The organism is Pseudomonas sp., assembly GCF_040514055.1.
Classification (GTDB): Bacteria; Pseudomonadota; Gammaproteobacteria; order Pseudomonadales; family Pseudomonadaceae; genus Aquipseudomonas.
Map to the genome: position 1 here is coordinate 79,178 of NZ_JBEVDL010000059.1, position 22,696 is coordinate 101,873.

Consider the following 22,696-nt stretch of genomic DNA (forward strand, 5'->3'; position numbering starts at 1 on the left):
AGGCGTGCGAAAAAGCGGACTGGGCCGCCGAGGCCATGCTATGGAAGCGTGCCTCCTCTGGACCACTGGCGTCGCCAGCACTGGATACCCGCCTGCGCGGGTATGACGGCGGGTGGGCGGCGGACCATCACTGTGTACGTTGGCCCACGCCAGGCAGTCGTAGGGCTCGCGCCGCCCGCCCCGGCTCAGTGCAAGGCCGGCGCCACGCGCTCCTGGACCAGCACCCAAGGCGACACCACCACCGCCCACAAGGTCGGATCGCGTGCCAGCAGGTCTTCGGCCAGGGGCGCCTCGACCTTGCTCAGTTGGCCGGCCGCCAGCCAGGCTGCGACGCGCTGCTGGTCGTTCTCGGCGACGGCTTCAGCCACGGCGATCAAGTCCTGGTGAGCGTCGACCCACAGCAGGGCCCCGCGGGCAAAAAATGGTTGCAGCTCGATCCAGGAGATGGCGGCAGTTTCCCCGAGCAGTTTGGCATAGAGGGTGCTAGGTTGTGTCATGGGTTCCACCGGTGAGGTCAGCGACGGCATGATATCGCGCCTCCCGGAACAGCCCAAGGCGCTGCCGCAAGGCACTGAGCAAACGCCGTTTTTCTATACGTTACTTACACTTAAGCGACACCAAGGCGTTCCGCCGTCGGTACTGGCTTTTCAACGCCCAAAGCCCCGCTCTACACTCAGCCGGTAAAGTTGCAGGGGTTAGACCGGGGTGAGTCCAACCGGTTCTGCCGCTCTGGCCGTAAGAACCACACCAATGACAAAACACACAAAAAAAACCATTAAGAGTGGAGCTCTATGAACAAGGCTACTAAGCAGATTTCCAAACTGTTTGCCGCCATGGCCATGGCCGGCGTTGCCAGCTACTCGGTAGCGGCTGACACCATCAAGATCGCCCTCGCCGGCCCGGTGACCGGTGCGGTCGCCCAGTACGGCGAGATGCAGTTCGTGGGCGCCAAGATGGCCATCGAGCAGATCAACAAGGCCGGCGGGGTCAACGGTTCGATGCTCGAAGGCGTGGTCTATGACGACGCCTGCGATCCGAAACAAGCCGTGGCGGTCGCCAACAAGATCGTCAACGATGATGTGAAATTCGTCGTCGGCCACCTGTGCTCCAGCTCCACTCAACCGGCTTCGGACATCTACGAAGACGAAGGCATCATCATGGTGACCGCGGCGTCCACCAGCCCGGAAATCACCACCCGTGGTTACAAGCTGATCTTCCGCACCATTGGTCTGGACAGCCTGCAAGGTCCGACCGCCGGTAACTTCATCGCCGACCATATCAAACCCAAAACCGTTGCCGTGATTCACGACAAGGGCCAATACGGCGAAGGTATTGCCACCGCGGTCAAGCAAGTGCTGGACGCCAAGGGCATCAAAGTGGTGATGTTCGAAGGCATCAACACCGGCGACAAGGACTTCTCCTCGATGCTGGCCAAGCTCAAGCAAGCCGGTGTGGACTTCGTCTACTACGGCGGCTACCACCCGGAGCTGGGCCTGCTGCTGCGTCAGTCGGTTGAGAAAGGCCTGAAAGTCCGCTTCATGGGCCCTGAAGGCGTGGGCAACAAGGAAATCTCGGCCATCGCTGGCCCGGCTTCCGAAGGCATGCTGGTGACCCTGCCGAAGTCCTTCGACCAGGATCCGAAGAACCAGGCGCTGGTCGCGGCCTTCAAGGAAAAGAACGAAGACCCGAGCGGTCCGTTCGTCTTCCCGGCCTACGCCGCAGTGCAAGTGATCGCCGAAGGCATCAAGAAAGCCGGCGACACCGACACCGCCAAGGTAGCGGCCGCCCTGCGCGCCAACACCTTCTCTACCCCGACTGGCGAACTGGCGTTCGACGAGAAGGGCGACCTGAAGGACTTCAGCTTCGTCGTCTACGAATGGCATGCCGACGGCACCAAGACCGAAGCCAAGTAAGCGTCCCGCCTGAACCCAAAACCCACTGCCTTGGCAGTGGGTTTTGTCTATTTGCTATTTCGGACATCCGTCGCGCCACGAGCGCAGTTGTCGTGATGCCCGAGGAGTTAGGTAATGCCTGATCTCTATCACTACTTACAACAGCTGGTTAACGGCCTGACCGTTGGCAGCACCTATGCCCTGATCGCCATCGGCTACACCATGGTCTATGGGATCATCGGCATGATCAACTTCGCCCACGGCGAGGTGTACATGATCGGCTCCTACGTGGCCTTTATCGCCATTGCCGGGCTGACCATGCTGGGCCTGGACAGTTTGCCGCTGCTGATGACCGCCGCCTTCCTGGGCAGCATCGTGGTCACCAGCGCCTACGGTTACAGCATCGAACGCATCGCCTACCGCCCGCTGCGCGGTAGCAACCGGCTGATCCCGCTAATCTCGGCGATCGGCATGTCGATCTTCCTGCAAAACACCGTGCTGCTGTCCCAGGACTCCAAGGACAAGTCGATCCCCAACCTGATCCCGGGCAACTTCGTGTTCGGCGAGAACGCCACCAACGAGGTGGTGATCTCCTACATGCAGATCCTGATCTTCGCCGTGACCCTGGTGACCATGCTGGCGCTGACCTGGTTTATCGCCCGCTCGCGCCTGGGCCGTGCCTGCCGGGCCTGCGCCGAAGACATCAAGATGGCCAACCTGCTGGGCATCAACACCAACAACATCATCGCCCTGACCTTTGTCATCGGCGCCGCCCTGGCGGCCGTCGCGGCGGTGCTGCTGAGCATGCAGTACGGTGTGATCAACCCCAACGCCGGCTTCCTGGTGGGCATCAAGGCCTTTACCGCGGCCGTGCTCGGCGGCATCGGCAGCATCCCGGGTGCCATGCTCGGCGGCCTGGTGCTGGGCGTCGCCGAAGCCTTCGGCGCCGACATCTTCGGCGATCAGTACAAAGACGTTGTGGCCTTTGGCCTGCTGGTATTGGTGCTGCTGTTCCGCCCGACCGGTATCCTCGGCCGTCCGGAGGTTGAAAAAGTATGAGTAAGTCACTCAAAACGGCGTTTTTCAGCGCCCTGCTGGTGCTGGCCGTGGCCTACCCGGTGCTCGGCCTGAAACTGACCACCGTCGGCATTACCCTGCAAGTGCATGGCGCGTCGCCGGCCATGTTGTGGACCATCGCCGCCTGCGCGGTGCTGATGTTCGTCTGGCAGCTGCTGCGTGGACGCATTTCGGCCGCCTGGACCTCGGCGCCCAAGCTGCCACTGCTGCCGAGCCAGGCCAGCAACTTCCTGACCCTGCCCTCGACCCAACGCTGGATCATCCTCGGCCTGGTCATGATGGCCCTGGTCTGGCCGTTTTTCGGCTCCCGTGGCGCGGTGGACATCGCCACCCTGATCCTGATCTACGTGATGCTTGGCCTTGGCCTGAACATCGTGGTCGGCCTGGCCGGCCTGCTGGACCTGGGGTATGTGGGGTTCTACGCGGTCGGTGCTTACAGCTATGCGCTGTTGTCGCACTATTTCGGCCTGGGCTTCTGGATCTGCCTGCCGATTGCCGGCCTGATGGCGGCGTTCTTCGGCTTTATCCTCGGTTTCCCGGTGCTGCGCCTGCGCGGTGACTACCTGGCCATCGTGACCCTGGGGTTCGGCGAGATCATCCGTATCCTGCTGCGCAACATGACCGAACTGACCGGTGGCCCCAACGGCATCAGCAATATCGAAAAGCCCACGCTGTTCGGCCTGAGCTTCGAGCGTAAAGCCGCCGAAGGCATGCAGACCTTCCACGAGTATTTCGGCATCGCCTACAACTCGGTGAACAAGGTGGTGTTCCTCTACCTGATCGCCCTGCTGCTGGTGCTGCTGACCCTGTTCGTGATCAATCGCCTGTTGCGCATGCCGATCGGCCGCGCCTGGGAAGCCCTGCGCGAAGACGAAATCGCCTGCCGCGCGCTGGGCATGAACCCCACCGTGATCAAGCTCTCGGCCTTCACCCTGGGCGCGACCTTCGCCGGTTTCGCCGGTAGTTTCTTCGCCGCCCGCCAAGGCCTGGTCACCCCCGAGTCCTTCACCTTTATCGAATCGGCGATCATCCTCGCCATCGTGGTGCTCGGTGGCATGGGCTCGCAGCTGGGCATCATCCTGGCCGCCGTGGTGATGATCCTGTTGCCGGAGCTGATGCGCGAGTTCAGCGAATACCGCATGTTGATGTTCGGCGCCCTGATGGTGCTGATGATGATCTGGCGCCCACAAGGTCTGCTGCCCATGCAGCGCCCGCACCTGGAGCTGAAGTCATGAGCCGCCCTATCCTGGAAGTCAGCGGCCTGTGCATGCGTTTCGGCGGCTTGCTGGCCGTCAACAACGTGGCCCTCAGCGTGCAGGAACGGCAAGTGGTGTCGATGATCGGCCCGAACGGCGCCGGCAAGACCACCGTGTTCAACTGCCTGACCGGCTTTTACCAACCGTCGTCCGGCAGCATCCTGCTCGACGGCGAAGCGATCCAGGGCCTGCCCGGTCACCAGATTGCCCGCCGGGGCGTGGTGCGGACTTTCCAGAACGTTCGCCTGTTCAAGGACATGACCGCCATCGAGAACCTGCTGGTGGCCCAGCATCGCCACCTCAACACCAATTTCCTCGCTGGGCTGTTCAAGACCCCGGCCTTTCGCAAGAGCGAACGCGAAGCCATGGATTTCGCCGCGCACTGGCTGGAGCAGGTCAACCTGACCGAATTCGCCAACCGCACGGCCGGCACCCTGGCCTACGGCCAGCAACGCCGCCTGGAAATCGCCCGCTGCATGATGACCCGGCCACGCATCCTGATGCTCGACGAACCGGCGGCCGGCCTCAACCCCCGGGAAACCGACGACCTCAAGGCGCTGATCGGCGTGCTGCGTGACCAGCACAACGTCACCGTGCTGTTGATCGAACACGACATGAAACTGGTCATGAGCATCTCCGACCATATCTTTGTGATCAACCAGGGCACCCCCCTGGCCAACGGCACGCCGGAGCAGATCCGCGACAATCCGGACGTGATCAAAGCCTATCTGGGGGAAGCGTAAGCCATGTTGTACTTCGAAAACGTATCCACCTTTTACGGCAAGATCCAGGCGCTGCACGGCATCAATGTCGAAGTGCAGAAAGGCGAGATCGTCACCCTGATCGGCGCCAACGGCGCCGGCAAGTCGACCTTGCTGATGACCCTCTGCGGCTCGCCGCGGGCGGCCAGCGGCAGCATCCGCTACCAGGGCGAGGAACTGGTGGGCCTGGACTCCTGCGACATCATGCGCCGCAGCATCGCGGTGGTGCCTGAAGGCCGGCGGGTGTTCGCCCGCCTGACCGTGGAGGAGAACCTGGCCATGGGCGGGTTCTTCGGCACCAAGGCCGATAACCAGGAACAGATGGACAAGGTCCTGCACCTGTTCCCGCGCCTGAAGGAACGCTTCGCCCAGCGCGCCGGTACCATGTCCGGCGGCGAGCAGCAGATGCTCGCCATCGGCCGCGCGCTGATGAGCAAACCCAAGCTGCTGTTGCTTGACGAGCCGTCGCTGGGCCTGGCACCGATCATCATCCAGCAGATCTTCGACATCATCGAGCAACTGCGCAAGGATGGGGTCACGGTGTTTTTGGTCGAGCAGAACGCCAACCAGGCGCTCAAGCTGGCCGACCGCGCCTATGTGCTGGAGAACGGCCGGATCGTCATGCAGGGCACCGGCGAGGCCCTGCTGGTCGACCCTAAAGTGCGCGACGCCTACCTCGGCGGCTAAGCCAGCGCCGCTTAAAAAAGCCCCGTCGGGTTGTGCCCGACGGGGTTTTTTTTAGGTTTTTTTAAAACCCTGACGAGTCCTCGGTATCGAGGACCTACAGCAAGTTGGGCACCCCGCGGCTGCTACGCCGGTGCGCTTTCCGTAGGGTGGCGTTAGCCGTGCGCAACGCGACTCCGACACATCACGCCGCGGCTGCCGCGCGGCGTAACCCACCAAGGCGGAGTCGAGCCCCACTCGCTGGCTGACAGGTTTTTCGTGGAAATGCTCTAGAACCCGCCGCGGCTTTCCACACCCGCCGCGGTCAGCACCTGGTTGTTGGCGCCCGGCTGCCAGCGCCTGACCTGGACCGGATTGGCTTCGCTGCGCACGATGCATTTCCACTCCACTGCCTGGCCCGCCGGTAGGCCGATGCGGCCTTGCCAGGTCGGGTAGGCGCTGATGTCGCTCAGGCGCACCGCGTTGGCCGGATTCCAACTGCCCAGCGCGGCCAGGTTGCCGACCGCGTAGACGCTGTCGCCGGGCTGGGTCACGCCGTTATCGCAGCGAAACCGCAGGCTGACCAGGCTGCCACCGTCGTCGCCCGGGTCCTGGGCCCAGATGCGCAGCTGGCCTTGGTCCTCGGCGAGAACCGGAGTAAAGCTGCCGTTGGCGACCTGGGCCGGACTGCCCAGGTCGGAGCCCAGGGCAATCAGCAGGGTCTGGCGGGTGCCGGTCACGCTGGCCACCAGGCCGGAAGAACCGTCGTGGAAGCGGATCGGCGAATCGGCGCGCACGCCGGCGGCGCGGCGGATCTGGATCAGCTGACGGATCAGCGCGCCGTGCCCCCAGTCGTACAGGTGCGACCAATAGACCACCGGTGTGCCGGGGCTGGCGAGGATATAGGCATAGGCCTGGCGCACCCGGGCGTCAGGCAGCGGCCAGTGATGCTGGCCGCCGTTAGGCCCCGGCGAATAACCGGTGTCATGGTTATCGACGAAGGTCACCGCCACTTCGCGCCAGCGCGGGTCGGGGTTGCCGTTCAGGCCATGGCGCCAGTCGGCGAGGCTACCATTCTGCATGCGCTCCTTGAGGGCGAAATCGAACACCGTGCACTTGGCGCGATCGGACCAGTCCTTCAGCGCCTGCTGCCAGCTCGCGCCATGCCGCCAATCACCGCTTGGGTATTCGCCAGGGGCTTTCCACAGCTCGCCGACGCAGAAGCCATTGTCCAGGGCGGCGCCCATCCAGCTGTCGACCCGTTCAGCGGCATAACCCCGGGCGAAGTCGAAGCGCAGGCCGCCGCCCCGGTAGTTGTCCTTAAGGTTGCGAAATTCCTCGGCGAAACGTTCGAAATTCTGCCCGTGGCCGGTATTGAGGTCGGCATCGCCGCCCATAAAACGGTCGCCGTCGTCGCAGTCGTTGGCCCCGTTGCCGGGGTCGATGCAGTCGTCGCGCCACAGGCCCTGACCGGCCGGCAGGTTGATCTCCTTGCTCGGGAAACCACGGTTCATATGGTTGGGCACCACGTCGTAGAGGACCTTGACGCCGGCCTCGTGCAGCGCGTTGGCGGCCTGCTTGAGCTGGTCGTCGCTGCCGTAGCGCCCGTTCTTGTTGAAGTCGTGCCAGAAATACCCCTCGCCGCCGCCAGAGACGCTGCCGTCGCGCCAGCTGGAAAAATCGCGCCAGGGCACCGGCATCCAGATCGTCGTGAAACCGTCGGCGGCGATGCTCCGTGCCCGTTCGGCGAGGCTGGCGTACCAGCCGTTCGGGGACGTACGGATGCTGTTCCAGTGAAACCCCTGGAGGATGATGTCGTCGCCGCCGTGGTAACGCACGGCGTTGGGACTCTTGCCGTCGACGTCCGCCGCTTCCAGCAGGCGGCCATAGGGGCAGGCCAGCGGGGTCAGGGCCACAACCAGACCGGCGATGTACAGGTATCGATTCATCGTAAAGCTCCCTTGTTGTCATTGTGGTGAGCTGTTCGGGGCACGCCCGGATGCAAAGGCCGGCATGGGCCGGCCCCAGCAGAATGGCGCGACGCCAGGGTCGGCCCCACCTCCTCCAGAGGTTTTTCCACGGCGTAGGCAGCCGGCGTAGCGGCTCAGGATTCGGGCGGCCCTACGCCCTGGCGTTGTTGCGGACAGCCAACGGAATCCTGGCGAACGCCAGGCAGCACAAAACGGCAGGCCCGCCCGGGCGGGCGGGTATGGATGCGCACGGCTACCGGTCAGCCCTGCCGCGCGTCACCGCCGGCGTGCTCGACGAAGGCGGTAGCCACAGGGGATGCGCGGGCGTTGCCCGCCCTACGAAACGCGCTCGGCATAGCCGGATCGTGGCGGGAGGGCTGGGCCGGGCGCGGCGATAGCGTCCACGCGCTGCCCGGGGTCCCCCGCGCACTATCGCCAGGATGCGCGGGCGTTGCCCGCCCTACAAATGCGCGGCGCGAAGTCCTTAGGCAGAATGCGCCCGAAGACGTACCGACAGCGGTCAGCCGTGGAGCGCCGGCTCCCGGTAGTGCCGCGCGCAGGCCTGGCCGTCGGCGCGGAACAGGTGGCATTTATTGGCCATCAGCCCGGCGGCATAAACCTGGCCCACCGCGACCCGGCCGTTAGCGTCGCTGCGCAGATTGACCAGGGACTCGACCCCTTCGAGGCTCAGGTACAACAGGTTGTGGTCGCCCAGGCGCTCGGCCACCGCGATTTCGCCATGGAAGGCGAAATCCGCCTGGGCGGCGTCGACGAAGTGTTCCGGGCGAATGCCCAGGGTCAGCGGATCGCCGGCCTGCACCGCGCTGCCGTCCACCGGCAGACACAGGCTGGAGCCGCCCGGCAGCTCGACCTCCACCGTCGCGGCGCTGGCCCTGAGCGCCCGCACCGGCAGAAAATTCATCTGCGGCGAACCGATAAAACCGGCGACGAAACGGTCGCACGGGTAGTGGTACAGCTCCAACGGCGGCCCCACCTGGGCGATCCGTCCGGCGTTGAGCACCACGATCTTGTCGGCCATGGTCATGGCTTCGACTTGATCGTGGGTCACGTAGATCATGGTCGCCTGCAGGCGCTGGTGCAGCCGGGAGATCTCGATGCGCATCTGCACCCGCAGGGCGGCGTCCAGGTTGGACAGCGGCTCGTCGAACAGAAACACCTTGGGTTCGCGCACCAGGGTTCGGCCAATCGCCACCCGCTGGCGCTGCCCACCGGACAGATCCTTGGGCTTGCGCTCGAGCAGCGCGTCCAATTGCAGGATCCGCGAGACCTCCTCGACCTTGCGCCGGATCTCGGCCTTGCCGACCTTGGCCAGGGTCAGGCCGAATGCCATGTTCTGCGCCACGCTCATATGCGGGTAGAGCGCATAGGACTGGAACACCATGCCCACCGAACGCTCCATGGGCGGTTTGTCGTTGACCCGCTGGCCGTCGATCAGCAGGTCGCCGCGGGTGATGTCCTCCAGGCCGGCGATCAGCCGCAGCAGGGTGGACTTGCCGCAACCGGACGGCCCGACAAAGACCACGAACTCGCCATCCTCGATCTCCAGGTCGATGCCGCGGGTGATGGGAATGTCGCCGTAACTCTTGCAGATATTGCGCAGGCTCACGCTGGCCATTGTGGCGGTTCTCCTGAGGCGGGCGGTGGTGCTGCCACCCGCTGGCGATAGGCGCGCCGAATCCGTCGGCGCGACGGTCTAGCCAGCCCGTTTAGCCGAGCAGGCGGGCAAAGCCGAAGCCATGGGCCGGCAAGTGTACCCCGGAGCCCTCGAAGACCGCGTTGCTGGCAGGCGCCGGTAGGGCTTCGACGGGGTTCGGGAGGCTGAAGTGCCGCGCTTCGGCGCCGAGGTTGAACAGGCACAGCCAGGCCTCCTCACCCAGGCGGCGCTCGAACACCAGCAAGGCGTCGTCGTGGTGCACCACGCGCAGGCGGCCTTCGATCAGCAGCGGCTGCTGCCGGCGCCAGGCGAGAAAGCGCCGGTAGGTAGCGAGCATGGACGCCTCGTCCGCCTCCTGGGCGGCCACCGACAGCGGCAGGTGCCCGGCCGACACCGGCAACCAGGGCTGCTCGGCGCTGAAACCGCCGTGCGGGTCCTGGGCATGCCAGGGCATGGGCGTACGGCAGCCGTCGCGGCCCTTGAACTCCGGCCAGAAGCGAATGCCATAGGGGTCCACCAGTTGCTCGTACTGCAGCTCAGCCTCGTCCAGCCCCAGCTCCTCGCCCTGGTACAGGCAGACGCTGCCACGCAAGGACAGCAGCAAGGCCATAAAGAGTCGGCCACGACCGCAGTCCGGCTGGCCATTGAGTGCCCAGCGGCTCATCACCCGTACCACGTCATGGTTGCCGATGGACCAGCAGGGCCAGCCGTCGACCAGCTCGGCCTCGACCGACTCGATGGTGCTGCGCAAAAAGGCCGGGCTGCACTGCTCGGTCAGCAGGTCGAAGGAATAGGCCATGTGCAGGGTGTCGCCGCCGCCGGTGTAGGCCGCCATGGTGCGCAGCGAGTGGTCGCAGCCGATCTCCGCCACCGCGGCAGTGCCCGGATAGCGCTCCAGCAACTGGCGGATGCGCCGCAGGAACAGCAGGTTCTCCGGCTGGGTCTTGTCGTAAATATGCTGCTGGTAGGCGTAGGGGTTGTCGCTGCGTACGCCGATGCTGCCCTCGCGAAGCGCGTGGTTGGCCGGGTTGCTGCGCAGCTGGCGGTCGTGGAAGTAGAAGTTCGCCGCATCCAGGCGAAAGCCATCGACACCCAGCGCCAGCCAGAACGTCATGTCGTCGAGCAGTTGCTGCTGCACCGCCTCGCAGTGGAAATTCAGGTCCGGCTGGCTGGCCAGGAAGTTGTGCAGGTAGTACTGCCGGCGCCGGCTGTCCCAGGTCCAGGCCGGCCCGCCGAACACCGACAGCCAGTTGTTCGGCGGCGTGCCGTCGTCCCGGGGCTCGGCCCAGACATACCAGTCGGCCTTGGGGTTGTCGCGGCTGGAGCGGCTTTCCTCGAACCAGGCGTGCTGGTCCGAGGAATGATTGAGCACCTGGTCGATCAGCACGCGAATGCCGCGCGCATGGGCCGCCCGCACCAGTTGGCTGAAGTCGGCCAGCGTGCCGAACAGCGGATCAACGCCGCGGTAGTCGGACACGTCGTAGCCGAAATCCTTCATCGGCGAGGTAAAGAAAGGCGACAGCCAGATGGCATCGACCTGCAGGCTGGCGATGTAGTCGATCTTCTCCAGCACGCCGAGCAGGTCGCCGACGCCGTCGCCGTTGCTGTCGAAAAAACTGCGCGGGTAGACCTGGTAAATGACGCCACCGCGCCACCAGTCATTGCGATTCATAAGCCACCTTCGTCGTGAGGGGAAAAGACCGGCTCACTCTAGGGGTGGGCACCTTCGCCCACATCCTCCCACGGGCATATTTCACAGGAGGATAGACACGCCCGGGCGGCGGGCGTAGAGGGGGGATGAGCACCTCGGGCGGGGCGTGCGCGGCGCAGCGCGTGCGCCCCGCCCTACTCGCCCTGGATCTTGCTCAGCAGGCTGCGGGCCAGCTGCACGGCTTCGTTGCGATGACTGATATTGAGCTTCTGGTAGAGGCTGCGGATATGGGTCTTGATGGTGGTCGGCGCCACGTTCAGTTGCTCGGCGATCTGCTCGTTGGACAGCCCGGCGTGGATCAGGCTCAGCACCTGCCACTCACGCCGGGTCAGCGGGGAATGGCGGATCAGTTCGGGCACGTCCGGTCGGTTGATGATGTCCTGGATCACCGCCTCGTCCAGGCTGATGCGAATCGCCCGGCTGAAATCGCGCTGCTGCTGCGCCAGCTGGATCAACCGATTGGCGCGCTGATGCTCCAGCTCGTCCAGGCGCCGCTCATGCTGCAGGGTCTTGAGCATGACGATCAGCAGCTTGCCGGTGCGCAGGAAGCTGCCCAGGGCACCGGTGTTGCTGGCCAGGGTCAGGGCCTGGTGCAGGTGGTCGAGGGCCCGCGGTTGTTCGCCGCGCTGCCAGTGCAACTGGGCCAGCAGTATCAGGTTGCGGTTGATGTCCATCACCAGCCGGTGCGACTCGGCCTCGACCTGCAGTTGGCGCAGGATCGGCAGGGCCTTGTCCGGCTGCTTGAGCGACAGGTGGGCACGGGCATGGTTGCGCCCGTTGCACTGGTTGAAATGATTGAGGCCCGGCTGCAGGGGCGGCGCGCAGCACAGCCAGCGCTGGATGGCGTCGATGTCCTGGGTCGATTCCCAGTAGGTCAGCATCACCCCGTGGGCATTGGCCTGCCAGTCGAGGTGGTAACTGTCGTCGGCCAGCATGCTCTGCAACTTGCCGATATAGTCCGCGCAGGCGCTTTGCTGGCCGCGCGCATGGGCGACGCAGGCCAGCAGCACGTAGCACTGCAGGAACCAGTGGTCGCCCACCGCGTCGAGGATGGCGATGCCCTGCAGGGCCGACTGCTCGGCCGCGTCCAGGTGATGCCACTCCCACAGCACCTGCCCACGCACCCGGTGGATAAACTCCATGATCGGGGTGACCGGCAACTGCTCCTGTTCGATGTACTGCAGGGCCCGCTCCTGCAAGCTGTAGGCCCGTTGCAGATGCCCCTGGGCGATGGCGATTTCCGACAGCTGACCCAGGCTCCAGAGCACCGGGTGCGAGGCATGGATTTCCCGCGCGCGCCGCTCCGCCGCCTCGTGCTGTTGCTGCGCCTGGGGCAGGTTGCCCAACACGAAATGCGCTTCCGCCAGCACCGACATGGCCGCCACCCGCGAGGTGCGCATCAGCAGCGGCTCGCACTGCAGCGCCTGCTGGGCCAGGTGCATGGCCTGTTGCTGGTCGCCACGATTCATCGCCACCTGGGCGCGCACCGCCTGGAAGTCGGCATGAATACGGCCCTGTTCCTCGGCCGAAGTGCGGCCCTGCAGGCCCAGCTCGGCGGCCTGCAGCCAGCGTTCGATCTGGTCGAACTGGTACTGGTTCTGCGACACCCAGGCCTGCAGCAGGGTGAAGAAGGGCGACTCGGCGATACGCGCCTCCGGCAAGGCCTCCAGGCAGTGCTGCAACAGCGTCAGGCGCCCCTGGCGGTAGAACGACCGGCCATGGCTGTCCAGGACCTGGCTGACCCGCAGCGGATCCCGCGCCAGCACCGCGTGCCGCGCCGCTTCCTGGGGCATCTGTTCCTCGAGCAGGGCCTCGGCGGCGCGCAGGTGCAGCTCGGCGATGCGCTGGGGTTGCTGGGTGCTCAGTTCACCCTGGAGAAAACAGGCGAACAGCGGGTGATAGGCGAACCACTGGCGCAGGTTGTCCACCGGCTGGATAAACAGCCCCATGCGTTCCAGTTGCTCGAGCCGCTCGCGACCGCTGCCGCTGTCGGTCAGGCGATCGGCCAGAGCCGCGCTAAAACGCTCCAGCAGGCAGGTGGAGCGCAGAAACTCCAGGGTCTCGGCGCTGAGGCCCTCGAGCACCTGCTCGCGCAGGTAATCGCGCACAAACGGATGGCCGCGTTGCAGGCTGTCCAGGAACAGGTCCATGCCGCGCCCGGTCTGCACCTCCTGCACGGCCAACTGCAGGGCACAGGGCCAGCCGCCGATACGCCGGTTAAGGCGCTCGACCTGCTCGCGGTTGATGGCGATGGGCAAGGCCTGGGCCAGCAGGGCCTGCACTTCGTCATGCTCGAAGGCCAGCAGGCTGGCATCCAGGGCCAACAGCTGCTGCTTGACCCGCCACTCGGCCACGCCCAGCTCAGGCAGGCCGCGACTGCACACCAGCAAGGTGATCCAGGCCGGCAGGTTGCGCAGCAGCAGGCGCAGGGCCAGGATCGCCTCGCGGTTGTGCAGCACCTCGAACGCGTCGAGCACCAGCAGCAACGGCTCATGGCTGGCCGGCAGCTCGGCCAGCAGGCGGGTCAGCACGCTGTCCAGGGCATCCTCGCTCGATTCGGCCCGCGCCAGGCTCTGGGCACAACCACCCTCCAGCTGCGGGTGCAGGGCATTGAGCAGGTAGCGCCCGAGCTGGCGCGGCAGGTTGTCGTTGCCATCCAGGGTCAGCCAGGCCACCGCGCCGTCGAAGGCCGCGGCCCACTGGCTGGCCAGCACGGTCTTGCCGAAACCGCTGGGCGCCTGCAGCACCACCAGGCGCGCCTGGAGCACGCGCTGCAGCCACTCGTCCAGGCGCGGCCGCGCCAGCAGGTTGGGCGGCAGCGGCGGCGCGCGCAACTTGGCCGGAATCAGGGGCAGAGGGGGACGGACCGCCGCATTCATAAACCTTTCCCTGTCGATGAACTCATTATTCTTATGTGGGGTCAGTGCTGAATCTTCGCTGGATCGATCTTAGAGAAGGGCCTGGCGCCGCGCCGCGCTCCGTTCCCGGACAAACGTGACCCAGCGCATAAATCCGCCACTGCAGTGCCTCAGCCTTTGACCCCGCCGGCGGTCAGCCCACCGACTATCCATCTTTGGCAGTAGAGAAACACCAGGGTGATCGGCAAGCCGGAGAGTACCGCGGCGGCGGCGAAATCGCCCCACAGGTAGTTCTGGTCGTAGAGGTACTGCTGCGCGCCGACCGACAGGGTCAACTTGTCCACGTCCATCAGCAGCACCGAGGCGATGGGGTATTCGGTGACGGTGGTGATAAAGGCCAGGATAAACACCACCGCCAGTATGGGTACGCTCATGGGCAGCAGGATATGCACAAAGGCCTGCCAGGTGGTGGCGCCGTCGACGATGGCGGCCTCCTCCAGGGAGGCGTCGATGCTGTCGAAATAACCCTTGATGGTCCAGATATGCAGGGTCATGCAGCCCAGCGAAGCCACGATCACCGCACCATGGGTATTCACCCCCAGCCAGCCGACATGCTGGCCCAGCTGGTCGAACAGGCCATAGAGCGCCACCAGGCTCAGCACCGGCGGAAACATCTGGAAAATCAGCATGCCCTTGAGCAGCGGCGCCTTGCCGATAAAACGCAGCCGGGCGAAGGCATAGGCGCTGGTGGTGGACAGCAGCAGGATCAGCAGCGAGCTGATCAGGGCGATCTTCAGCGAATTCCACAGCCAGGTCAGCACCGGGAACGGCGGCTGGCTGACCTGGCCATTGGCGTCGGTATAGGGAATGCCCAGGGCCAGGAACCAGTGTTCCAGGGTCGGCGGGTCGGGCAGCAGGCTGCCGCTGGCGAAGTTGCCCTCGCGAAAACTGATGGACAGCACCATCAGCAGCGGGAACAGGATCAGCGCGACAAACCCCAGCAACCCGGCGTGGGTCAGCCAGAGGCGGTACCGCACGGATTTGGCGTGAACAATGGCCATCGATGTTGCCCTCTGTGCTCAGACGTGCACCTTGCTCAGTTTCAGGTTCAACCAGGCCAGGCTGCCGACCAGGATAAAGATCAGCGTGGCGACGGCGGCGGCCAGGGCGAAGTTCTGCCCCGCGTCCTGGAAGGCGATGCGGTAGGTGTAGCTGACCAGCAGGTCGGTGGTACCGGCCGGCGTGGTGCTGCCGAGAATGTCCGGGCCGCCGCGGGTCAGCAGGCTGATCAGCACGAAATTGTTGAAGTTGAAGGCAAAGCTGGCGATCAGCAGCGGCGCCAGCGGCTTGATCAGCAGCGGCAAGGTGATCTTCAGCAGGTTGTCCAGTGGGCTGGCGCCATCGATCGCCGAGGCCTCGTAAAGGTCCCGCGGTATGGCTTGCAGCAGGCCCATGCACAGCAGCAGCATATAGGGGTAGCCGAGCCAGGTATTGACGATCAGCAGCATGCCGCGCGCCAGGCCCGGCTCGCTGAACCAGGCCGGGCGCATGCCGAACAGGCTCTCGAGCATCAGGTTGATCTCGCCGAAGTTCTGGTTGAACAGGCCCTTGAACACCAGGATGGAGATAAAGGCCGGCACCGCATACGGCAGGATCAGCATCATCCGGTAGAAGGCCTTGCCCCGTACCAGCTCCCATTGCAGCAGGCTGGCCAGCACCAGGCCCACGGCCAGGGTAAAGACCACGGTGAGGCCGGCAAAGGCCAGGGTCCAGGCGAAGATCTGGATAAAGGGGTCGCGGATCTTCGGGTCGCTGAGCACCCGGGCGAAGTTGCGCCAACCGGCATACACGGTGAACCCCGGCATCAGCTGCCGGCCCTGGGCATCGACGTAGAAACCGCTGCCGTGGTCGGCAGTCAGGCGCTCGCCGGTCTGCAGGTTGTGCAAGGCCCCGTCGTCCGTCAGGCGGTACAGCGGGGTCACCGCCGCCACCTCGCGCAGTCCGTAGAGGCGCAGCAGCTCGCCCTGGCGACTGCGCAGCACCCAACGTTCCAGTTCGGCGCGGCGCTGGATCACCTCGCGCAGCGGCAAGGCCGCCCCCAGTTCAGCGGCCTCGGACACCGCCTGCAGGGGCAACGGCTCGGCGCCCAGCGGGTCGCCCGTCAGCGCGGCGGAAACGAACAACCCCTGGGCTCCCTTGTCCACCCGCAGGCGCAAGGCGCCGTTCGCGTCCCGGTGCAGGCTGAAGGGATAACGCTGGCCCGCCAGGGTGGTTTGCTGCAGGTGGTAGCGCTGCACCTGCTCGAAGCTGAGCAGGTTGCTGCCGCTGTAGTTGGTAAAGCCGATGCCCACCGTGTACAGCAACGGAAAGATCACCAACACCAGCATGCCGGCCACCGCCGGAAAGATATAACGGTGGGCATAGGCACGGCGGTTGATAAAGACAAAGCTGGCCAACCCGCACACCACCACCCCGAGCAGGGCGAATACCGTCTGCCCCTGGGCATAGAGCGCCACCACCAGGTACAGCGCGAACGCGTTGCACGCCAGCCAGACGGCCCAGCGTAGGCCGGCGGACCAGGGCATGACAGAGCGGGACTGCAACCGGCCAGGGCCGGGCAGTTCGGCAGAGAGATCGACGGCGGACATCGGATAGGGAGCCTCATGGCGCACGACCGGCGACGCGCGGCGTCACCGGTCGCGGGCGTTACTGGACGATGCGCTTGGCCGCGTCATCGAGGGCGGCGTCCACGGGCTGGCGACCCGAGGAGATATTGTTCAGCGCCGGCTCCAGGGCCGACCAGAACAGGCTCATTTCCGGCACATTGGGCATCGGCCGGCCCTGCCGGGCGCTGTCGAAGGTGGCCTTGATCAGCGGGTCGTGGGCCAACTCCTCCATATAGGCCTTGTTCGCCACGGCGCCGAGCGGTACGTCGGCACCCATGGTCTTCAGGCCCTCGACCTGCAACAGGTAGTTCTCCAGGAACTCCACCGCCAGCGCCTGGTTGGGACTGGCCGCGTTGAGGGTCGCCGCCATCACCCCGGAATAGGGCTTGCTGCTGCCCTCGCCCACCGCTGGAATGGGCGCCACGCCGAAGTCGATGCCGCTCTTGCGCGCGTTCGCCCAGGCCCAGGGGCCGCTGATAAACATCGCCGACTCGCCCTTGTTGAACGCCGCCTCGGCGGCGCTGTAATCGGTGCCCTTGGGCATCACGCCTTCGTCGATCAGGCGCTTGAGCATGGCCGCGCCCTGTTTGGCACCGGCGCTATTGATCCCGGTGCGGCTCACGTCGTAACCGCCGCCGGCCTGGTCGAACGCATAACCGCCGTTGGCGGCCAGCAGTGGCCAGCTGAAGTACGGCGTGTTGTACGCCCAGAGAATGGCGCGCTTGCCGCCCTTGGCCAGCTCCGCGTGCAGGGCGAAGACCTCGTCGAAGTTTGCCGGCGGGGTTTTTACCAGCGCCTTGTTGTAGATCAGCGCGGGCGCCTCGATGGCCATGGGATAGCCCCAGAGCTTGCCCTGGTAGGTGACCGCGTCCCAGGCCAGATCGACGATGGCGTCCTTGCTCTTGGCGCTGGGGGTCACCGGGGCGATCAGCCCGCTCTGGGCCCATTCGCCGAAGCGATCATGGGCCCAGATAAAGATGTCCGGGCCATTGCCGGTGGCCGCGGCCTGCTGGAACTTGTCGGTGACGCTGTCGGGATGGGCGACCTCCACCGGGATGCCGGTGTCGGCGGTGAAGCGTTCGCCCACCTCGGCCAGGCCCTTATAGCCCTTGTCGCCATTGATCCAGATGACCAGCTTGCCTTCCTCAATCGCAGCCTGGGCTGCGTGCGGCAGGCTCAGGGTGGCGGACAGGCCGATGGCGGCCGCGGCAATCAGCTTTATGTTCATGGGTCTTCCCTCGTGGCTTCTTATTGTTGATCCACAGCGCCCCGCGTGCCGCCGGGCGGTCTCGCAGTGCCGCCATACTCGACCAGCGTTCCTTGCCGCACATCCTCCCTGTTCCACGGGAAAAGGGGCGTAGAAGCGGGGCGTAGTCTGCCAGCCACGGACGTCCGATGGCTATTTTTCGGCCTCGTCTACGCCTGCCCAGCCGCGGCGAATCGGGGTTTACTGGCACCGTCAGTATCGGCGGCGCCCGCCACGGGCAGCGCTCGAGCCGGGCCAGCGCCTTCGTCCACGCGCCGGGTGTGGCCTATCCACGTGCAGGAGCCCTGAATATGAATGCCGAGCAACAACGTCGCCGCCAGCAACTGGCCTTTGCCGCCAGCGGCGCCGAACTGCAAGTGGGCAGCGCCGACGATTGCCCCTTGCCAGTGGAGCAGTTGGCCGCCACCGACGGCAGCCAGCCCTATGTGCGCCAGTGCCTGGAGAACGGCTTGACCGCCCATGTCTACCGCATCGAGGCCGGCGGACGGCACTGGACCCTGAAGCGCGCGCGCAGCCCCTGCCGGGTGCAGAACCCCGACGGCCAGACCAGTTTCCTCAACGAGGTGCAGCGCCGCGCCGAGCTGCAGGCGCTCAAGCAACGAGCGGAACTCGCCGAGCCGCTGGGTGCGATCGTCGAGACCCGCTACGCCAGTTTTCGCCGTGGCCTGTTGTTGTCGCCCTGGATCGAGGGCGAACCAGTGCAGGACTGGAACGAAGCCAGGCTGCTCGACCTGTTCGATACCCTCGAGGTGCTGCTGCGCCATGGCCTGTTCGAGTGGGACCTGTGCCCAGGCAACCTGCTGGACGACGGTCGGATCCGTCTGTTCGACTTCGGTTACATGTACCGCTTCGACCCACTGCGCGACTTCAACAGCAACGGCACCGCGACCCCGCAGCGCCATGGCGTCGAACGCTTCGAGACCCGCTGCTACTTCGCCCACCTGCTGCAGCTGGAGCAGCGCGCCGGTCTCGACGCCAGCCTCGAGGCCTTGCGCCTGGAAAAGCAGGTGGCCCTGCAGACCTACCAGCGCTTGCGCTGCCACCTGACCGCGGCGGGGGCCAGTGCCCAGGTACAGGACTGGTTGACGGGCATCATCCGCGGCTGGCAAGGCGCGTTGCGCGACGACCTGGAGGGGCTGTACCTGCGCGAAGCCTGGCGTTCGCACCAAAGCGACCTGATGGACGACCTGGACGGCCAGACCTGCACTGCCCTGACCCTGCAGCGCATCGACTGGCTGCAACGCACCCTGCAGGAGCAATCCGCCGAGTTACGTCGCCGGGGTCTGGTCTCAGGCGACCCGCAGCGACTCCTGGCAACGCTGTACCAGGCGCGGGAACAGGCGCAACGCTGGCAGCTCGGCATTCCCCTGTAGGCGGGCCGGCGCGAACCGCGCTGCCGCACGGTTGCACGCCCGCGGGCAAATAAGCCCGCGCCAAGCGCCGCGCAACCTCCTAAAATGGCGACCATTCCGATTCCCGCTGCCCCCAGGGCAGCCGCTCGAGGCCTCGTCCATGTCCGTCGATTCCCTGCCCACCCGCGCCACCGATCAGCGCGCGCAGTTCCTGGCGCAGCTGGAGACCAGCCTGCAGCAAAACACCCTGGTCAAGTTGGTGCTGTCCAAGTACCGCGGCGACGAGCCCGAGTTGCAGCGCGTGGTGGCGCGCCTGGTCAGCGTCAAGGCGCAGCCCTGCCTGTCCTTCGTCTACAGCTACAAGACCCGCGACATCACCAAGAACCTGCCCCTGGACCAGGCGCTGGCGCGCGTCGCCGAACTGCTGCCCGGCGCCTTCAAGAACGCCCACCTGCTGTCGCTGACCGAGGAACTGCAGCTGACGTTCGGCAAGCAGGCCAAGAGCCAGCTGTTCGTCGGCAAGGCGGTGCAGCGCGAGACCCCGACCGCCGAGCACAACCGCGAGAAAAAACGCTACCTGGCCCTGGACCGCCCCTTCCTCACCGACCTGGGCGTCACCGATGCGCGGCAGGTGCTGGTGCCGGCCATGGCGCGCAAGTGGAAGCAGATCAACAAGTTTATCGAGGTCTTCGCCCACGCCCTGAACGGCTCGACGCTGGACCCGCAGCAACCGCTGCACGCGGTGGATTTCGGCTCGGGCAAGGGTTACCTGACCTTCGCCCTGCACGACTACCTGAGCCACAGCCTGGGCCGCCAGGCCGAAGTGCGGGGCGTGGAGCTGCGCGAGGACATGGTCGCGCTGTGCAATGCCGCTGCCGCCCGCCTGGAACACCCCGGCCTGCTGTTCCAGCACGGCGACGTGCGCAGCTACACGCCCGCGCGGATCGACGTGATGATCGCCCTGCACGCCTGCGATGTGGCGACCGACTACGCCCTGCACCTGGGCATTCGATCGGAAGCGGCGATCATCCTGTGCTCACCCTGCTGCCACAAGCAGATTCGTCCACAGATGCACAGCCCGGCCATGCTGCGGCCGATGCTGCAATACGGCGTGCACCTGGGCCAGGAAGCGGAGATGGTCACCGACAGCCTGCGGGCCCTGCTGCTGGAGGCCTGCGGTTACGAGACCAAGGTGTTCGAGTTCGTCTCGCTGGAGCACACCAACAAAAACAAGATGATCCTCGCGGTCAAACGCGCCACCCCGGTGGAGCCGGCCGAGCTGCTGGCGAAGATCGAAGGCATCAAGGCCTTCTACGGCATCCAGGAACACTGCCTGGAAACCCTGCTGCGCGCCGACCGCCGCTTCGGGTGAGCCCTTCGTGGGTGGGTTGAACCTCGGTGGGCTGGCGCGGCACAACGGGCCGAGGCCAGCCTACGCACTGCCGGGCGCGCCCGCTTTTTGCTCCAGCTGTTGCAACTCGTGGGAGCGGCGCTGAAACCACTGCAGCAGGAAATCCGCCAGCGCCTGGGTTCGCCTGGGCAGCCCACCCTGGTAGGGGTGCACCAGGAAGACCGGGGTGATCCGGGTGCGAAAGTCCCGCAGCAGCCACACCAAGCGCCCTTCGCTGAGGTCGGCCTGCAGCATATAGGACGGCAGCCGGACGATGCCGGCACCGGCCAGCGCGGCCTTTTTCAGCAAGGTGTAATGATTGCTCGCCAGGGGGCCGGCGACCTTGACCCGATAGAGTTCATGCTGGCGGTGGTAGAGCCATTCCTCGGGGCCCTGGTAATGGCTGTTGAGCAGGCAGGTATGGCCGCTCAGGTCCTCCGGCAGCCGCGGCGTGCCGTGCCGCCGCAGGTAGTCCGGGCTGGCGCAGGTCAGCTCCTGCAAGGCATACAGCGGTTGCGCCAGCAGGCGCTCGTCGTGCTCCAGGCCCGAACGGATCGCCAGATCGAAGCCGTCGGCCACCAGGTCGCGCACACCGTTGTTCAGCTCCAACTCGATACGCACCTGCGGGTAACGCTGGCTGAACTCCAGCAACAGCGCGTCGAAAAATGTCTCGCCCAGGGACACCGGAACGGTCAGGCGCACGTTGCCGCTGAGGTCGTCCTGCAGCCGGGCCAGGGTCTGGCGGGCCCGCTGGGCTTGCACCACCAGGGCCTGGGCCTCCGGCAACAGCACACTGCCGGCCGGGGTCAGGCTCAGGCGCCGGGTGGTGCGGTGCAGCAGGGCGACGCCCAAGCCCTCCTCAAGGCCGCGGATACGCTTGGACAACTGCCCCTTGCTGCAGCCCAGGCGCACCGCCGCGCGGGTAAAACTGCCCACTTCGACCAGCAGGGCAAAGGCCGCCAGGTCATCCAGTTCACTCATATTGTTTCCCATTGGAAACCAAAGGTTTCCAATTAAGCGGATTATCTCCACCAATCATGGGCCTAGACTGAGCACTCGACAACTCACGGAGCAGCAGCATGAAAATTCTTTTGATCGGCGCCAGCGGTACCCTGGGCCAGGCGGTGGACCGCGAATTGGCGCCCCGCCATGAGATCGTGCGCATCGGCCACAGCAGCGGCGAATTCCAGGTGGACATCGGCGACAGCGCATCCATCCGCGCCCTGTTCGAGCGCACCGGACGCTTCGATGCGCTGGTCAGCGCCACCGGCAGCGTGCACTTCGGTGCCCTGGCCGAGATGAACGAAGAGCACTACGCGATCGGCTTGAACAACAAGCTGATGGGCCAGGTCAACCTGCTGCTGATCGGCCGCGAGTACGCCAACGACGGCGCCTCGTTCACCCTGACCTCGGGGGTACTGAGCCATGATCCGATCCGCTTCGGCAGTTCGGCGAGCATGGTCAACGCCGCGCTGGAAGGCTTCGCCCGCAGCGCCGCCCTGGAGTTGCCGCGCGGCCTGCGCATCAACGTGGTCAGCCCGACCGTGCTGCAAGAGTCCATGGGCACCTACGCGCCCTACTTCCGGGGCTTCAAGCCGGTCTCGGCCGCCGAGGCCGCCCTGGCCTACGCACGCAGCGTCGAGGGCGCGCAGACCGGCCAGACCTACCAGGTACCCTGAAGCGCGCGGCTCAGTCTGGCCGCTCACCGGCATAACACACCGGCGAGCTGCCAGGCTGCTGGCGGTCCAATGCATCCTCGAGCCACTCCGCCAGGACCTGGGCATGGTTGCAGCGGCTATCGCGCGCGGCGTAGAGCAGCGTCAGTCGGCCCTGGCGGGCCTTGTCCAGCAGCCCCACCCAGTGCTCAGGGCGGGCCGCCAGCTCGGCCCGATAGGCCTGGCGGAAGGCCTCGAAGCGTTCGGCGCGATGGCCAAAGGCCTGGCGCACAGCGGTCGAGGGCGCCACCTCCGGCAGCCAGGCGTGCAAGGCCAGGCGGTCCTTGCGCAGGCCCCGCGGCCACAGGCGATCGACCAGTATCCGGCAGCCATCGGCCTCGCTCGCCGCCTCGTAGACCCGCTTGCACTGGATCATGTCCGTCCTCCTGAATCGCCCTTGTGCTTGCCGGCGGGCCTGGGTACCGTGGCCGCACTTGCCTGGA

At 65.7% G+C, this 22,696-nt stretch carries 18 protein-coding genes; 8 read left to right on the top strand and 10 right to left on the bottom strand.

Going from position 1 to position 22,696, the window contains the following annotated elements:
• Positions 1 to 185: 185 nt before the first annotated feature.
• Positions 186 to 497, bottom strand: coding sequence for a DUF2288 domain-containing protein (locus tag ABWY06_RS13900; protein ID WP_353926149.1), 312 nt, complete (start codon positions 495 to 497; stop codon positions 186 to 188).
• Between the two features lie 294 nt (positions 498 to 791).
• Between ABWY06_RS13900 and ABWY06_RS13905 the strand changes: the two genes are divergently transcribed.
• The 5 genes from ABWY06_RS13905 (at position 792) to ABWY06_RS13925 (ending at position 5,673) form a co-directional block, all read left to right on the top strand.
• Positions 792 to 1,913 (top strand): branched-chain amino acid ABC transporter substrate-binding protein, encoded by a 1,122-nt coding sequence (locus ABWY06_RS13905; protein WP_353926150.1) that lies wholly within the window; start codon positions 792 to 794, stop codon positions 1,911 to 1,913.
• 114 nt (positions 1,914 to 2,027) lie between these two features.
• Positions 2,028 to 2,951 (top strand): high-affinity branched-chain amino acid ABC transporter permease LivH, encoded by a 924-nt coding sequence (gene livH, locus ABWY06_RS13910; protein ID WP_353926151.1) that lies wholly within the window; start codon positions 2,028 to 2,030, stop codon positions 2,949 to 2,951.
• Complete coding sequence (locus ABWY06_RS13915) at positions 2,948 to 4,204, top strand: high-affinity branched-chain amino acid ABC transporter permease LivM (RefSeq protein ID WP_353926152.1); 1,257 nt, start codon at positions 2,948 to 2,950, stop codon at positions 4,202 to 4,204. The genes livH and ABWY06_RS13915 overlap by 4 nt, the downstream gene beginning before the upstream one ends.
• Positions 4,201 to 4,968, top strand: a complete 768-nt coding sequence (gene livG / locus ABWY06_RS13920; RefSeq protein WP_353926153.1) for a high-affinity branched-chain amino acid ABC transporter ATP-binding protein LivG — start codon at positions 4,201 to 4,203, stop codon at positions 4,966 to 4,968. The genes ABWY06_RS13915 and livG overlap by 4 nt, the downstream gene beginning before the upstream one ends.
• 3 nt (positions 4,969 to 4,971) lie before the next feature.
• Positions 4,972 to 5,673: an ABC transporter ATP-binding protein gene (locus tag ABWY06_RS13925; RefSeq protein ID WP_353926154.1), complete on the top strand. Its 702-nt coding sequence runs from the start codon at positions 4,972 to 4,974 to the stop codon at positions 5,671 to 5,673.
• A 266-nt stretch (positions 5,674 to 5,939) separates the two neighbouring features.
• On the opposite strand, the gene ABWY06_RS13930 is transcribed toward ABWY06_RS13925, so the two are convergent.
• From ABWY06_RS13930 to malE, 7 genes are all read right to left on the bottom strand, one after another.
• On the bottom strand, positions 5,940 to 7,598 hold the full coding sequence (locus ABWY06_RS13930) for a glucan 1,4-alpha-maltotetraohydrolase domain-containing protein (protein WP_353926155.1): 1,659 nt from the start codon (positions 7,596 to 7,598) through the stop codon (positions 5,940 to 5,942).
• A 541-nt stretch (positions 7,599 to 8,139) separates the two neighbouring features.
• Positions 8,140 to 9,255 (bottom strand): maltose/maltodextrin ABC transporter ATP-binding protein MalK, encoded by a 1,116-nt coding sequence (malK, locus tag ABWY06_RS13935; protein ID WP_353926156.1) that lies wholly within the window; start codon positions 9,253 to 9,255, stop codon positions 8,140 to 8,142.
• A 91-nt stretch (positions 9,256 to 9,346) separates the two neighbouring features.
• Entirely contained in the window at positions 9,347 to 10,966 is a 1,620-nt protein-coding gene (locus ABWY06_RS13940) for an alpha-glucosidase family protein (RefSeq protein WP_353926157.1), read from the bottom strand.
• Positions 10,967 to 11,139: 173 nt separating this feature from the next.
• Positions 11,140 to 13,884 carry an HTH-type transcriptional regulator MalT gene (gene malT, locus ABWY06_RS13945; RefSeq protein ID WP_353926158.1) on the bottom strand — a complete coding sequence of 915 codons (2,745 nt, stop codon included), beginning with the start codon at positions 13,882 to 13,884 and terminating at the stop codon, positions 11,140 to 11,142.
• Between the two features lie 149 nt (positions 13,885 to 14,033).
• Positions 14,034 to 14,924 (bottom strand): maltose ABC transporter permease MalG, encoded by an 891-nt coding sequence (gene malG, locus ABWY06_RS13950; protein ID WP_353926159.1) that lies wholly within the window; start codon positions 14,922 to 14,924, stop codon positions 14,034 to 14,036.
• 18 nt (positions 14,925 to 14,942) lie between these two features.
• Positions 14,943 to 16,511 (bottom strand): maltose ABC transporter permease MalF, encoded by a 1,569-nt coding sequence (gene malF / locus ABWY06_RS13955; RefSeq protein WP_353926160.1) that lies wholly within the window; start codon positions 16,509 to 16,511, stop codon positions 14,943 to 14,945.
• Positions 16,512 to 16,569: 58 nt separating this feature from the next.
• Positions 16,570 to 17,757: a maltose/maltodextrin ABC transporter substrate-binding protein MalE gene (malE, locus tag ABWY06_RS13960; RefSeq protein ID WP_353926161.1), complete on the bottom strand. Its 1,188-nt coding sequence runs from the start codon at positions 17,755 to 17,757 to the stop codon at positions 16,570 to 16,572.
• A 329-nt stretch (positions 17,758 to 18,086) separates the two neighbouring features.
• On the opposite strand from malE, the gene ABWY06_RS13965 reads away from it, so the two are divergent.
• On the top strand, positions 18,087 to 19,169 hold the full coding sequence (locus ABWY06_RS13965; protein WP_353926175.1) for a protein kinase family protein: 1,083 nt from the start codon (positions 18,087 to 18,089) through the stop codon (positions 19,167 to 19,169).
• A gap of 139 nt (positions 19,170 to 19,308) precedes the next feature.
• A complete protein-coding gene (locus tag ABWY06_RS13970) occupies positions 19,309 to 20,520 on the top strand; it encodes a class I SAM-dependent methyltransferase (RefSeq protein WP_353926162.1) in 1,212 nt (403 codons plus the stop codon).
• Between the two features lie 60 nt (positions 20,521 to 20,580).
• Here the strand turns inward: ABWY06_RS13970 and ABWY06_RS13975 are convergent, their stop codons facing one another.
• Entirely contained in the window at positions 20,581 to 21,519 is a 939-nt protein-coding gene (locus ABWY06_RS13975; protein WP_353926163.1) for a LysR family transcriptional regulator, read from the bottom strand.
• A gap of 98 nt (positions 21,520 to 21,617) precedes the next feature.
• On the opposite strand from ABWY06_RS13975, the gene ABWY06_RS13980 reads away from it, so the two are divergent.
• A complete protein-coding gene (locus ABWY06_RS13980; RefSeq protein WP_353926164.1) occupies positions 21,618 to 22,217 on the top strand; it encodes a short chain dehydrogenase in 600 nt (199 codons plus the stop codon).
• Positions 22,218 to 22,227: 10 nt separating this feature from the next.
• Here ABWY06_RS13980 and ABWY06_RS13985 read toward each other — a convergent pair whose 3' ends face one another.
• Positions 22,228 to 22,629 (bottom strand): DUF488 domain-containing protein, encoded by a 402-nt coding sequence (locus tag ABWY06_RS13985; RefSeq protein WP_353926165.1) that lies wholly within the window; start codon positions 22,627 to 22,629, stop codon positions 22,228 to 22,230.
• Positions 22,630 to 22,696 lie beyond the last annotated feature (67 nt).

Excerpts from the sequence above, each read along its gene's own strand:
- ABWY06_RS13925 (WP_353926154.1), top strand. The coding sequence starts at position 4,972 with ATGTTGTACTTCGAAAACGTATCCACCTTTTACGGCAAGATCCAGGCG.
- ABWY06_RS13905 (WP_353926150.1), top strand. The coding sequence starts at position 792 with ATGAACAAGGCTACTAAGCAGATTTCCAAACTGTTTGCCGCCATGGCC.
- ABWY06_RS13930 (WP_353926155.1), bottom strand. The coding sequence starts at position 7,598 with ATGAATCGATACCTGTACATCGCCGGTCTGGTTGTGGCCCTGACCCCG.
- ABWY06_RS13975 (WP_353926163.1), bottom strand. The coding sequence starts at position 21,519 with ATGAGTGAACTGGATGACCTGGCGGCCTTTGCCCTGCTGGTCGAAGTG.
- malE (WP_353926161.1), bottom strand. The coding sequence starts at position 17,757 with ATGAACATAAAGCTGATTGCCGCGGCCGCCATCGGCCTGTCCGCCACC.
- malG (WP_353926159.1), bottom strand. The coding sequence starts at position 14,924 with ATGGCCATTGTTCACGCCAAATCCGTGCGGTACCGCCTCTGGCTGACC.
- ABWY06_RS13900 (WP_353926149.1), bottom strand. The coding sequence starts at position 497 with ATGACACAACCTAGCACCCTCTATGCCAAACTGCTCGGGGAAACTGCC.
- malT (WP_353926158.1), bottom strand. The coding sequence starts at position 13,884 with ATGAATGCGGCGGTCCGTCCCCCTCTGCCCCTGATTCCGGCCAAGTTG.
- ABWY06_RS13915 (WP_353926152.1), top strand. The coding sequence starts at position 2,948 with ATGAGTAAGTCACTCAAAACGGCGTTTTTCAGCGCCCTGCTGGTGCTG.
- ABWY06_RS13985 (WP_353926165.1), bottom strand. The coding sequence starts at position 22,629 with ATGATCCAGTGCAAGCGGGTCTACGAGGCGGCGAGCGAGGCCGATGGC.
- ABWY06_RS13940 (WP_353926157.1), bottom strand. The coding sequence starts at position 10,966 with ATGAATCGCAATGACTGGTGGCGCGGTGGCGTCATTTACCAGGTCTAC.
- ABWY06_RS13980 (WP_353926164.1), top strand. The coding sequence starts at position 21,618 with ATGAAAATTCTTTTGATCGGCGCCAGCGGTACCCTGGGCCAGGCGGTG.
- malF (WP_353926160.1), bottom strand. The coding sequence starts at position 16,511 with ATGTCCGCCGTCGATCTCTCTGCCGAACTGCCCGGCCCTGGCCGGTTG.
- ABWY06_RS13970 (WP_353926162.1), top strand. The coding sequence starts at position 19,309 with ATGTCCGTCGATTCCCTGCCCACCCGCGCCACCGATCAGCGCGCGCAG.
- malK (WP_353926156.1), bottom strand. The coding sequence starts at position 9,255 with ATGGCCAGCGTGAGCCTGCGCAATATCTGCAAGAGTTACGGCGACATT.
- livG (WP_353926153.1), top strand. The coding sequence starts at position 4,201 with ATGAGCCGCCCTATCCTGGAAGTCAGCGGCCTGTGCATGCGTTTCGGC.
- ABWY06_RS13965 (WP_353926175.1), top strand. The coding sequence starts at position 18,087 with ATGAATGCCGAGCAACAACGTCGCCGCCAGCAACTGGCCTTTGCCGCC.
- livH (WP_353926151.1), top strand. The coding sequence starts at position 2,028 with ATGCCTGATCTCTATCACTACTTACAACAGCTGGTTAACGGCCTGACC.